The organism is Oceaniferula spumae, assembly GCF_042849255.1.
In the GTDB taxonomy this organism is placed as follows: Bacteria; Verrucomicrobiota; Verrucomicrobiia; order Verrucomicrobiales; family Akkermansiaceae; genus Oceaniferula; species Oceaniferula spumae.
Genome location: NZ_AP026866.1, coordinates 3,739,658 through 3,752,226, shown reverse-complemented (window position 1 = coordinate 3,752,226; position 12,569 = coordinate 3,739,658). Strand labels below are relative to the sequence as shown.

The following is a 12,569-nucleotide window of genomic DNA, read 5'->3' as shown; positions in this document are numbered from 1 at the left end:
CAAATATGGCCGACAGGTCACCCAGCCTCATAATGCGGTCATGAAATCTGCAGACCAAAACCCAGACTCCACATCCGCCAAGACCACTGCGGATGAGGAAAATGGAGCGGTGGATCAGTCTGACGGTAAAGCCGCCAAGCCAAAGTCGCCTCTGAATATCCGTCCCTATTTCTGGATCTTTGTCTTATCGATATCCAGTGGTTTGCTCGTGCTATTCTTCGGCCCCCTAACCACATTCCTTCCAGATTTTGACATCACCTGTGTGCGGGCCGCCTCACCGTCGGAGGGTAGAATTTACGATCTGGATCAAAATGCGCGAACCATCACCTCTCGGCTCCTAACAGCACAGCCTGATCGTGGAAAATCGTTTCGCATGGTTGAAGTCACCGATGATCCTGACCAAGTCTACGAGTCGACTCCCCCCTCGCCTTTGGACTACGCCGTGATGCTGCACTCACTGCGTTTAAAGGGGGCTAACAACATTATCCTAACAACTCGGATGAGCTGGGATGGGGATCCTGGAATCACCGCAGAAGCGCTGAGCAATAAACTCGCGGCATTCGATCGGGCATCCTTCGGAGTCCCCGTCACCAGAGGGGCCACTGCCCAGCCGTTACCAGAGGCTCTCCAGCGTGCACTGATCCCCTTTTCTAACGTCAGTGGAAACCTCAGACTGATTCCAGTGGTGAATCAAGTGGCTCTACCTGCTGTCATTTCGGGAGGAAAAAATTCGCTCGGTGGTTTCAGTACCATCGAGAGCACTCCTGACAGCAAAGACTATGTGCCAATGCTATGTCACTGGGATGGTGAGGGACTGATCCCCTCTCTCGAACTTCTCGCGCTGATGAGTTCCCACAATGTCAACCCAAAGCAAGTCATCGTCCGCTGCGGCAAACACATCCGGCTCGGACTTCAAGGCCCGGTGATCAACATCGATTCCTACGGCGAAACCATTCTACCGGAAAAGGCGGAGAAATCTGACCTCATTGATCTAACCAAGGATGCAATCGCGGCCGAGGACTTGATCACCAGACAGGAGGATGGCGCTGAGACACCAGAAGACCGCCGTGTTTATTTGGTCCATGCTGTGGGAGAAAAAACAAAACCCACCAATCAGCTTTCCCCCGTCCGTTTGGCGGCTATTCTGAACTGGTCTAAAAATCTGCTATCACCGGAGCCTGGCCGATCGATCACTTACAAGCGCCTGCCGCTCTGGGCTGAGATTGTGCTGATTTTTGACATTGCTCTCGCCGCATGCTGGTTTACGAGTTTCTCGCGCGGTGGTCGCCATCTCGCTTTCGCCCTAACAGCAGCTCTCAGCTATCCGTTTCTTCTTTCAATCATGGATCTCACCCAACACTGGTTGAGTGTGTCTTCATTACTAGTAACGGTGCTCGTTGCTTGGTTGGTTCCGGTCAGGAAGCGCAAACATACCACTTCAATCCAAGAATACAGCACCTCCGATCCTAAACCGGTGCTACGTGCATAAGCTTGATATTTGTGGCTTGCCGTTTAGAAAGGCAGCATGTCTCTGGACGCCACTATTAGCAAAGCCTCCGTTCTCATCGAAGCCCTGCCATACCTGCAGTCGTTTCGTGGCCATACCTTCCTCATCAAGATGGGTGGTTCCGCCATGGAAAATCCTGAACTAGTCCGCAAGGTGATGCGCGACATCGTCTTTCTCGAAGTAGCCGGAGTGAATCCCGTCATCGTGCACGGCGGAGGCAAAGCGATTTCTGCTGCCATGCAAGAAGCCGGACTCGAGGCAAAATTCATCGGTGGTTTTCGTGTGACCACACCTGAGGCCATCGATATCGTGCAACATACCCTCTCGGGGAAAATCAATCCCGGTCTGGTGGATATGCTCACTGAACTCGGCGGCAAAGCTAAAGGATTGCCCGGATCCGAGGTGTTCATCGGCAGGCGTATCCAAGCGACCAATGACGATGGCGAACAGGTTGATATCGGACGTGTGGGCGAAGCGATCGATTGCAAACTCGACGTTATCCAGTCCTGCATCAGCTCTGAGACCGTGCCTGTGATTTCCCCGTTGGCTGCAGAACACGACAGCGGAAAACCTCTCAACGTCAATGCAGACCTTGCTGCCGCGTGTTTGGCAAAGGCTCTGAAAGTCACCAAACTGGTTTATCTATCAGATGTCCCCGGGATTTTGTCTGATCGCAATGACGCCACGAGTCTGATCCCATCAATTGATCGCAACATGGCCCAACAACTCATCGCCAACGGCACCATCGCGGGTGGCATGCTTCCCAAGATCGACTCCGCTCTGGACGCTCTGGCAAACGGAGTCGGTAAAGTTCACTTTATTGACGGTCGGATGCCGCATTCACTGCTGCTGGAAATCTTCACCCGCTCCGGTATCGGCAGCGAGATTGTTCAGTAACCGACAGACCAGCGAGACAGGTCAGAAATCGACGACTCTAATGACCTCGCTCCGACTAAATAGGCGGTGGGCCCATCAGGGAGAAATACCAATCCCATACTTGCCAGCCGAAGAAGATCCAAGCAAAGCCACCGAAGGCAAGGCTCGGTCCAAAAGGCAGGCGCTGGCCGAAGCCCATGCGGCCCAAGATCGCAAGGAAGATACTGAATAGACACGCGGCAAAAATGGTGAATAGCACCGACTGCCAACCGAGGCATGCTCCGAGCATTCCCATCAGGTAAACGTCTCCCATACCCATCGCTTCACGTGGGATTACCACCTTGCGCGCTTTGCCGTTTAGCGATTTCAGATCCTCGATCTTGATGGTTTTCCCTTTGAGTTCGATCGAGGTGCCTTTGATCACAAGGTTTTTGGCTTTCACCTTGTTACCATCCACCACGAAGCCACTTCCCTCGATGATTAGCTGATCACTATCGCGATAGAATAAATCCGACCATCCGTGGGCTACACCGTCGATGACGAAACACAGTTCCTGCTGATCGTCGTCCGGATCTTCCGTTGGCTCGCGCAGTTCCCACTCAACAGCCTCGGTGAACTCCATGTTCTTTTTTCCGAACGCAATCTTACCTAACAAGACAACCGCCCAAAGACCGCCAAAGCCAGCCACGATGCCAAGGCCGCATTTCACCAGGCCGTCCACCCAACCATCAGCCCTGAGGTGATATTGGATCAAAACCGCTGCCACCACGCCGAGTGCTGTTCCCAGCCACGTTACCTGTAGTGGGATCACCATGAGCTCGGCATCGACAAACACCACCACCACTAACAGTGCCATCATCACCATATAGAAAAGTGCCAGTCCTGGAGATGTCGGGAAAGCCGTCCACATCAGCAGGAAAAGCAAGGCCGTCACCAGTTCGACAGCAAAGTAACGAAACGGAATGCGGCACTTGCACTCGGCACATTTCCCAGCCTGGGCCAGCCACGTGAAAAGAGGAATGTTACGATACCAGGGAATGTCCTTCTCACATGTCGGACAGTATGACCGCTTCGGAGTGTTGACCGAGAGCCCACGTGGCAGTCGGTAAATCGCAACATTGAGAAATGATCCAACGCAGGCTCCAAGCACAAAAGCGGAAATGACCAGCACCGGATGCTGCCAATTCACCATCTGCAGATTGTCGAGAAAAGTGGGCATGACGATTACTACATGTTTCTTTAGTAAAGGCCAATTACCAAATCGCCTTGCTTCTTTATGACAGCCACTTACTTGTTTTGCCAGTGAGCGATTTGAAAACAACAGCTGTGGCAACTGCTCAGCGTCTGATCGATGCCGGACACACCACCTATTTTGCAGGTGGTTGTGTTCGAGATGCATTGTTAGGAAAAGAACCCAAGGATTACGACATCGCCACATCAGCCACGCCTGACGAAGTGCAGGCATTGTTCCCCAAGTCCGATGCCATCGGCGCACACTTTGGGGTGATTCTGGTGAAGGAGAACAAGACTCCATTCGAGATCGCCACCTTCCGCCACGACGGATCATACAAAGACGGGCGCCATCCGGAATCGGTCACATTTTCCACACCCGAGGAAGACGCTCAGCGACGTGACTTCACCGTCAATGGTCTGTTCCAACACCCGACAACCGGCGAAATCATCGACTACGTTGGCGGCATGGCTGATCTTGAAACCAAGACACTGCGGGCAATCGGAACACCAGCAGATCGCTTTCAGGAAGATGCGCTCAGACTCATGCGCGCGGTGAGATTTGCCACTTTGTTAGATTTTGAAATTGATCCTAAAACATGGACAGCGATCAATGAGAATGCCAACCTATTAAGCCAAATCAGTGCCGAGAGAGTGCGCGATGAATTCACACGGACGCTAGTGGCTCCTGGCCGGGCTCGAGGTTTCGACCTACTCACCGAGAGTGGACTGATGCGCCATATCGTGCACGAAGTCTATGATCTCATCGGCTGCGAACAGCCTCCGCAGTGGCATCCGGAGGGCGATGTTTACACCCATACCCGCATTATGCTCGATATGTTAGAGGGTGAAGTCTCCACTGAACTCGCACTGGCAGTGCTGCTACACGACATCGCCAAACCACCGACATATACTTACGACGAGTCGGAAGATCGTATCCGTTTCAACGGACATGATCGCGTAGGAGCGGAAATGGCCGAGGTCATCCTTCGCCGTTTACGATATTCTAACAGCGCCATCGAAGATGTCTGCGCCATGGTAAAAAACCACATGAATTTCATGAACGTGATGAACATGCGCACGGCAAAGGTAAAACGCTTCATGTCGCGCCCTACGTTCGAGCAGGAGATGGAGCTGCATCGAGTCGACTGCGCCAGCAGCAACGGTCTGACCGAGAACTATGATTTCCTCCGTGAAAAGGAAAAAGAGTTTGCCGCCCAGCCACTGATTCCGGAACCACTTGTGACCGGCAGGGATCTCATCGATCTTGGACTCAAACCCGGACCCGAGTTTAAAAGAATCCTCACCGATATTCAGACTGAACAACTGGAAGGCCGCTTAGACGACCGCGATGCTGCGCTGAGACACGTCAAAGTCTTGTTAGGCATTTAACTTTGGTAGGGCAGATTGGCCTCAATCTGCCGGGCTACACCCCTATTGGTTCAGAAGCGGATAGATGATATCGAAGATGTTGGAACTGACTCCATAACGGTAGCGACTAATAGCTCCGATCCGGCAGATTGCGGCCAATCTACCCTACCTTAGAGGCTCTTTATTCGCCTTTGTCCTTCAGTTCGGCGAGTACATCCGACATGTCGCGAAGGTCGTCCCATACGTGCTGTAACACATAAATCGGAGCCTCTTGCCTGACAGCCAGAGCCAGACAATCACTCGGGCGGGCATCGATCTCGATTACTTTGCGCTCCATGATTTCGTTTTCTGCGACGATAAATAGTCGGGCGTAGAAGACATCTCCTTCGACTTTGACGATGACGGCACGTTCAACTTTAGCTCCGAAGGCATCTAGGATTTGCGAAAACAGATCATGAGTCAGTGGTCGCGGCGGCTTCACCCCAGACATCACTGCATTGATGGATGCCCCAATGGCTGGTTCGATGTAAAAAACGATCACCTTATCCCCGTCACCAAGAAACACCGCGCAGCCTGCCGACGTCGGCATGAGCGCGACGGGTTCGACTTTTACTTTGGATTCGTCGGACATCTTGATACTAGTGTATGCCATCCATTCCTCACGTCAATGCTCGCGGAGAGCTTGAGCCAGTGTCGCATCCTTGATGGTGGAATCTCTCGCGAGTAAAATCACTCTTGCGAGAACTTCCGACGTGCGCGGATCATCATCGGCAAAGGGGAGAAAGATGCGCCCTCTGCCCGCCTCTTGGTCGGTGGAAAATGGGATCATCGCTCCCGGAATGCGGTGGGCCACTGCACTCCCCAGATGCACTCGGTAGTTCCCCAGTTCACCTTCAATTTCCGCGTGTTTGCCGGAGACATTCACATTCGACAAACCTAACATGTTACATGTTTCGCGGACCAGTGCAGCGCGACTCTCAACCGTTGATCCGGTGGCCTCTGGATCTGCGCCTGTGGCGTGGGCAACGCTCACAATCAGATCGATGTCACGCAGCACCTCACTAAAGATCCGCCCAGGCACATCAGCTGGGCGGAGATATTCGTGTGAAACTGCACTTTGGAATACAATATCCTGCAAGGTCACCGTCTCCTGTTCTGAAGGATGGTAAAAGTGTTCCAAGAAACCAATGGATACAGCAATATTTTCGTGGCGGAAAACACGGAGTAGCCCTTCATCCGGAGAATAGGCCCACCCACGTTTGGCTAACATGGCCAGAGCATTTCTGGTCTTCACCTGATGTGAGTGGTAGCGTGCCACCACCTGCTCCTCGAGTTCGGCTCCCATCGGTATATAAACTTCACGAAAGACCTGTTTAAACGGCTGAACGGTCTCGGCGGTGAAAACCGCACGTTGCCATTGATGCCACTTCGCCGCGGGCAATAGTTCGACCGTGTGAGCGATGTGAACAGGGGTCTTGGCTGCTGGGCAATCCATTGGTTTCCCCTCTGAATCGATGAATGATTTCCCATCAAGAGCGGGGAAGCCCAAGACTCTATCATCGGTAGCCATGACCAGCTTTGCCAGCAGAGGTCCGGCGAGTGGATGCATAATAATGACCTTCCACTCACTCCATGGCATACTCACGGACCTGACCATGAAGTCCTCCAAGGCAGGCTTGATGCGCTCTGCTTGTTTTTTCAAACTGACCACTCGGTCTAACAAAGCTGCAACCTCTGGCACTTTCTTGAGTTTAGCGGGAACATTCTTGAGCGGTTTTCCTGTCTTGGTCACTGCCAATTCCAACTTACCGTCACTGGCAACCTCGACCTTGATGAGTGTGTCCTCTTTTTCTACCTGGAGTTTCCCGGAAGCTAGATCCTCGGATGCCATGGTTTCCATCGCCCACTCGAAGCGTAATGTATCTTCAAATCCCGCACTACGGGCCAGATTTCTCACGCCTATCTCATAAGCGTTCTCCTCACTGGCTCGACGCTGGGCTTTGGACTTCTTCGATCGAGATTTCAATGCCTGTAAAATTTCATAACGATGCAAGATCTCTTTATCTCGCTGCTTTTTCGCTTTAGGCAGTGGCACCAGACCGATCACCATGGCGCGGTCCAGTCTACCTTTAGGTTTGTTGATCTCTGTTACTAGCTCTTTGACGGTCACTTTTTCTAATAGAGAATCCGATACCAAGCATGCACGGGTATGCCCGTTTGTCGTGCTGGCAAATTTGGCTGAATCGTAGAGCTTCTCCCACACCTCCTTGCCCACAGATTGATAGGCGCGTTTGAACCATTCCACATCCACTTCCCCTTCCATGAGCGCTTCAGCCGTGAGTGGGGTCACTCGTGCCAGCTCGCCTTCCCAGAGAGTCTGCGCGTGATCCTTCCAGATGTAGTCGGCTGTTTTTGCATGGGCGTAGATCCAACCAACCGCTTCGCGCAGGCTTTCAATGCCAAGCGCACATGCAACGTGATCCACCCAGCGGGACTGCAACATCGATAACTCAAGAAGGCGATTCTTACTGATCCCAGCTTTGGAAACATCCGCGGCAAATGCTTCCGGTGTATCTTCATCGGTGGGTTGGGTCACCCTGAGCATGGATGTGAGCACAAATTCACGCGTGGCTCCTTTTGGGTGTTTTAATTTCAGCACCGCATCACCCAGCGCCACGAGGAATAAGACAACATGCCTCCTTACGGTAATTCTTGAGAGCGCCAGTGCTGCGATCGAATATTGCTCTGGTTCCTCGCCGCGTGCCAACTCCAGCTCGATGATTCGATCAGTGATTTTTTGAATCAGTGGCGACCAACCAGCATGCTGGAACTCAGGTCTTCTCCCTGGTTCCGACGTTGCAAATCGAAGATTTTCAAATGGCCTATGATTCATATCACGGCCCATGTCCCGACTACCTAACAGATTCCAGACAAGCTCATCGTCTGACACCACTCCTGCGCGATGCAGACGGAACACTTCCCAACTGACGTAAAAGTGACCCGTCGTTTGATTACCTGGCCGGAGCCATGCCCATAGCCGCTTCGCTGACTCCATGCACTCCTCCGGTTCTCTGAACACATTACGAACAGCTTTTTCCCGAATGATGTGTGTCCAGTTCCGCTTACCCTCTGGAAGCCTCACATCAAATGTCTCAGCTGCATCAATGAGGTAGTCCGTCCAGCCGGGTTCCGTAGGCACCAAATATCTTAACCAATTGATTAGATTTGCGATCATCCGGCTCTGCGAGACTGTAGCGATGGGATCCTTTCGGCCTAACAAGACATCTACAGGAAAGTGATGAGCACGCCCGCTGTCTGCCATGGCATAGGAATTCACGACAATCTCAGCCTTGATCAACTCAAACTTACCAGCGTCCCTGTATTCCGCGGGTCTCTGTTCCCACCATTTTTGTAACTCCAAGGCCAATGGGAAGCGCTCAAGATTACTCTCCCTTGTCTGTGAATGGTAGCATGCGGGTATACCGTGAGCTCGAATATTGCCCACCCCAGTCTTACTTAGATAGGTCGCAACTGGGACCTCAGCATCCAAGTGGTCCTGTAACCATTCATCGAGAAACTCGATGATCTTCAAAATCGCAGGCGGACAAAAAACAACACCTCGATCTTTCGGCGATGTTGGTTTCGGCAATGTTCTAGGATCCAACAAACCAAAGGCATTATCCACATTGTATTCCATCGCCTCCCCATCAACGAGCGCTTCTTGAAGCACTGCCGTGGCACGTTTTTCATCGGCGGTGCTCGGTCGGTAATTGAAGGACGCCCACGCCTTTCGAATGAGGTCGGCTTCATCATCGGCAAGTACGCGGAATACCTCCAAGGCCGACAGCCGTTCTTTGGCTTTTTTACTGCCCATCAATTCGCTCGCTTTTTGCATGGCCGTCTTGATCGGCTGGGCGGCGAGCAGCTGGGTGGCCAGCAATCTTTTCCGCGCATTGGCTGATGAAAAAATCGGCCTGATCGTCTCAAACTCATCATCAGTTAGGGTGAATTTTTTCACGGCCTTCCATGCATGCTCCGCCACTTCGAAACTGCGGTCTCCCATCATTTTGAACAACAGACTTCTCTGCCTCAGGGACGTTTCCCCATCATGGTCGGCTACCCAGTCTTTCATGCCTTGGGGATCGTCCGCGTAAATGATTTTTGCAAAGCCTTCATCGAAATCAGTGAGGGAGTAACGATTCAACCGACTCACCACAGCGTCTCTCGCCCCAGTATTCATGCGCGGCAAAAGACGCTCGATGGCAAGCTCCTCTCCATCGGGGAATTCTCGTGCCAAGGTCATATACACCTGCTCCATGTTGAAGTCCACTTTGGGAAATGGGTAGGGAGGCTTTTCGCACTCAGTGGGCTCTGGCATCGTTTCCACAAAGCGACTTAATCGTGCATAAAAATCCGGCACCTCGTCCCTCGTAGGCACCTTCCCACTTTCGCCCATCAGGAGATCCATCCCAACCGCAGAAACTCTCTGATCCGGATGAAAGGCGTAGTTCACCGAGATGGCTGCACGTTTTCGGCCGGGGCAGCGGCGCAGGAAATGAGCGGCCGCCAATGCGACTTCTACACTAAACCCTGTGGGATCGGCCACACGTGCAAGAGCCTTGTCAGCGTCCACTGTGGACTCCGCCCAGAGAGCCAGAAGAAAGTCTCCGCCACTCTCACCGGCAAAGGCGGCTTCACGAGCTTCGCCCGACCGATGCATCTCCAGCCACCGATCAAACCACGGTTCCATGGACTTTACAGACAGGTCTTTCCATTGCCACGGAATCGCGAACCATGATTTCACCCGTTCCCTAACATCCTTGTGTCGCAGCAAACCGCGATCATGAACCAGCTGCAATGTATGTGTCCACGCCTCCGGGTGAATACCACGGCGGCTATGGAAAAATTCCTCACGCACTCCGGGCTCCAAACCTGTATCATTGAGCTGATCGTCGACGAGCTTCCAAGCAGCTGTATTTTCGGAACAAAGGATGGCGCTGAAAATGTGCCGACTCGATAACCTTGGCGACCGACCCATGAGTTGCTCAATCAAGAGTTCTAACATTCTCTTCGTCAACTCAGACTCCGGCACTTGATTCAAGATGGCTGTTCCCAGATAACCCAGTGCATCCGAGTCATAGGAAATACCTGTGGAGTTCTTGAAATAGTCCCCCTGATGTTCTTCGGTTCCGCCACAGGTCACAGTTGCCACGTTGTCGAGGAGTTCCATGAAATCGAGTTCGGGGAATGGCCCAGCCACGATGAGCAGTTTCCGCAGCCATTCAATTTTGGCTATTTCCAGAACATGCGGCTCCAGATGCCATACAAAACAATCACCATGTCCGTCACCTCCCGCGTCACGGCGCACCATCATCGCCGGATCGAGGTGCGTCCAGCCAAGCTCGACTTCATCGACCATGCGAGGAAACAACACATTCCAAACTTTCTTGCGTTGCTCCGATGACATATCCTCCAGCGTTTGCGCCGCTAACAGAATAGTTTGTCGTTTCTTAAAATGAATAAACAGGCCCTCGGCGAGTACTTCGGATACCTCGGCAAGTTTGGCGATGCTCTCGGCGCGCCATGTGCCAACTCTCCGAGCTTCCACTTCATGTCTTTCAAGTCGTTTCTTATTGACCATTTCAAATATTGTTAGATTCCTCGTTGAGGGCTGAGTTTGATGTAGAGAACCTGACTGCCTAGTTTGAGGTCAAGAGTTTCGTCCAAATTACGAACGGCTTCACCATCGATGAACATCATCACCAATCCATCCTCAAACGCCTCCCTCGCAGCCTTCATAGCAGCTGACTTCATCACCTGTGGAGCGACGACATCCACCGGACCAAACGCCACCTCGCCATTTAGAAGTGCCTGTTCCAGTTGTTTCAAATCCAGCCATTGGAATTCCTGGCTCTGCCGTCTGGAAGCATTGTAGCGGTCAACTTCATTGGACACCTGCCTTTCTAATAAACACCCGGCCGCGACAACTGGCCAGCCAGGCAGATCACTCGGCACATCCATGATTATCGCGATTCAAATACTTGCGTGAGACGGTGACGTATTTCTCCGCCCATTTTTTGATACCCGCCTGCTGATCCTTATCCAAGGTCTTCACCACCTTGGCCGGGCTCCCCATCACTAAAGAGCCGGGAGGAATTTCCATGCCGCCGGTGACCAGAGCGTTGGCGCCGATGATGCTGCGCTCGCCGATGACGGCTCCATCGAGAATACAGGCCCCCATTCCAATCAGCACCTCGTCTTTGACCGTGCAGGCATGAACAATGGCACCGTGACCGACGGTGACGAGTTCGCCGATGTAGGTTCCGTAGTCGTCCGCAAGGTGAACGCAGCAGTTATCTTGGATATTGGACCTCGGACCAATGACGATTTCGTTGATATCACCGCGTAGTGTGGTGTTATACCAGATGCTCGAATCTTGCTCAATTTTCACCCGACCGATGACGTCGGCGCTGCTTGCGATGAACACGCTTGGGTGGATATCCGGACTGATTCCGTCGAAGGTTTCGATAGCCATGGGTTGAGCATATCGACGACGTTGGCTTTCACAAGTTGCAATCCACGCAGGACGGTGGCATATTTGCGCGCCGGCAAAGTTGCCGGAGGGGCCGTGATAGACGGTACTCTTCGGTATCAGCCCGTTCACGCGGGCTGTTTATCCTTGGGCGCGTGTCTGGCAGTTGAGTTATGAATGAATTTTACATCGTTATTGCCGTCATCGTTTTCGGTTTCGCCCTGCGTTCCTGCCGAACTATGTTCCTCCGCAAAATGGGTGCGGTGGTGATGTTGATCGCGTCCGGACTTTGTTTTTATTTCCTCACCGGAAATGTGTGGGCTGGCATCGCAGCCGCCGCGGCATGGTTTTTTCTGCCTTGGGTGGAACTGCTCACCCGGATTCGGAAAATGCGGATGCCTTTGGAGAACCGACTGCAAGACCGCTACTCCACCAATCTCGATGTTTTCCCCAATGCCGAAACGCATCTGATCACCTTGGAGAAAGCGGGGTATGAACATATCCGCGACTGTGGTTGGAAACTGGGGGGCATGATGCAGAATTATCAATTGTTCTGGAATGCTGAAACCAAATCGGTGGCTTCATTGTGCCTTTGTGAGCAGGCCAACGTCACCTTCACTTATCTCACCCTCACCACCCGCGATCTCAAAGACGGCGTTTGGCGGACTACGAACTTTCCTTTTTCACCGACTCTCAAGGCCGCTCCAAAAGTTCACTGGAATCAGATCAGCTGCAGCAATGAATGCGCACTTAAATTGATCAACGACCACCACGAGTATTTGACGAAGCAAGGATTCATCGACGATGACTTTCTCATCCCTGATCCGGATCACGTAGGGGAGGAAATCGAACACGAACTCCGACACCAGATTGATCACAATCTCAGCAATGGCATCATCCGCCTAACAGGTGATGGTCATTTCAGATATACCATCAAGGGATTATTCTTCCTCTGGAGGCAATTTGTTAGAGACATGATCCGTTTGTGCTGAAGCACACAGTCAAGACCCCAGAATCCAGAGGCCAGAATCAGGGTATGAAAAAACCCGGACA

Annotated in this window: 9 protein-coding genes; 4 read left to right on the top strand and 5 right to left on the bottom strand. The window is 52.4% G+C overall.

What is annotated here, in order from left to right; translation table 11 throughout:
- Positions 1–40 precede the first annotated feature (40 nt).
- Positions 41–1,489: a hypothetical protein gene (locus ACSPJT_RS15910; RefSeq protein ID WP_435893546.1), complete on the top strand. Its 1,449-nt coding sequence runs from the start codon at positions 41–43 to the stop codon at positions 1,487–1,489.
- Positions 1,490–1,525: 36 nt separating this feature from the next.
- A complete protein-coding gene (gene argB, locus ACSPJT_RS15905; protein ID WP_435893545.1) occupies positions 1,526–2,404 on the top strand; it encodes an acetylglutamate kinase in 879 nt (292 codons plus the stop codon).
- A gap of 55 nt (positions 2,405–2,459) precedes the next feature.
- Here the strand turns inward: argB and ACSPJT_RS15900 are convergent, their stop codons facing one another.
- Positions 2,460–3,602, bottom strand: a complete 1,143-nt coding sequence (locus tag ACSPJT_RS15900; RefSeq protein WP_435893544.1) for a prepilin peptidase — start codon at positions 3,600–3,602, stop codon at positions 2,460–2,462.
- A gap of 83 nt (positions 3,603–3,685) precedes the next feature.
- On the opposite strand from ACSPJT_RS15900, the gene ACSPJT_RS15895 reads away from it, so the two are divergent.
- Positions 3,686–5,005 (top strand): CCA tRNA nucleotidyltransferase, encoded by a 1,320-nt coding sequence (locus ACSPJT_RS15895; RefSeq protein WP_435893543.1) that lies wholly within the window; start codon positions 3,686–3,688, stop codon positions 5,003–5,005.
- Positions 5,006–5,165: 160 nt separating this feature from the next.
- Here ACSPJT_RS15895 and ACSPJT_RS15890 read toward each other — a convergent pair whose 3' ends face one another.
- The 4 genes from ACSPJT_RS15890 to ACSPJT_RS15875 are packed head-to-tail and all read right to left on the bottom strand — an operon-like array spanning position 5,166 to position 11,519.
- Positions 5,166–5,615 (bottom strand): bifunctional nuclease family protein, encoded by a 450-nt coding sequence (locus ACSPJT_RS15890; protein WP_435893542.1) that lies wholly within the window; start codon positions 5,613–5,615, stop codon positions 5,166–5,168.
- Positions 5,616–5,648: 33 nt separating this feature from the next.
- The gene (locus tag ACSPJT_RS15885) at positions 5,649–10,625 is read right to left on the bottom strand and encodes a DUF5724 domain-containing protein (protein ID WP_435893541.1); all 4,977 of its coding nucleotides are present in this window, start codon (positions 10,623–10,625) and stop codon (positions 5,649–5,651) included.
- 11 nt (positions 10,626–10,636) lie between these two features.
- Positions 10,637–10,939, bottom strand: a complete 303-nt coding sequence (locus ACSPJT_RS15880) for a hypothetical protein (RefSeq protein WP_435893540.1) — start codon at positions 10,937–10,939, stop codon at positions 10,637–10,639.
- A gap of 49 nt (positions 10,940–10,988) precedes the next feature.
- Positions 10,989–11,519, bottom strand: coding sequence for a gamma carbonic anhydrase family protein (locus tag ACSPJT_RS15875; RefSeq protein ID WP_435893539.1), 531 nt, complete (start codon positions 11,517–11,519; stop codon positions 10,989–10,991).
- Between the two features lie 170 nt (positions 11,520–11,689).
- On the opposite strand from ACSPJT_RS15875, the gene ACSPJT_RS15870 reads away from it, so the two are divergent.
- The gene (locus ACSPJT_RS15870) at positions 11,690–12,508 is read left to right on the top strand and encodes a hypothetical protein (RefSeq protein ID WP_435893538.1); all 819 of its coding nucleotides are present in this window, start codon (positions 11,690–11,692) and stop codon (positions 12,506–12,508) included.
- Positions 12,509–12,569 lie beyond the last annotated feature (61 nt).

Bases quoted from the DNA above. Each gene is read 5' to 3' on its own strand.
- ACSPJT_RS15900 (WP_435893544.1), bottom strand. From the start codon at position 3,602: ATGCCCACTTTTCTCGACAATCTGCAGATGGTGAATTGGCAGCATCCG.
- ACSPJT_RS15870 (WP_435893538.1), top strand. From the start codon at position 11,690: ATGAATGAATTTTACATCGTTATTGCCGTCATCGTTTTCGGTTTCGCC.
- ACSPJT_RS15885 (WP_435893541.1), bottom strand. From the start codon at position 10,625: ATGGTCAATAAGAAACGACTTGAAAGACATGAAGTGGAAGCTCGGAGA.
- ACSPJT_RS15875 (WP_435893539.1), bottom strand. From the start codon at position 11,519: ATGGCTATCGAAACCTTCGACGGAATCAGTCCGGATATCCACCCAAGC.
- ACSPJT_RS15890 (WP_435893542.1), bottom strand. From the start codon at position 5,615: ATGTCCGACGAATCCAAAGTAAAAGTCGAACCCGTCGCGCTCATGCCG.
- argB (WP_435893545.1), top strand. From the start codon at position 1,526: ATGTCTCTGGACGCCACTATTAGCAAAGCCTCCGTTCTCATCGAAGCC.
- ACSPJT_RS15910 (WP_435893546.1), top strand. From the start codon at position 41: ATGAAATCTGCAGACCAAAACCCAGACTCCACATCCGCCAAGACCACT.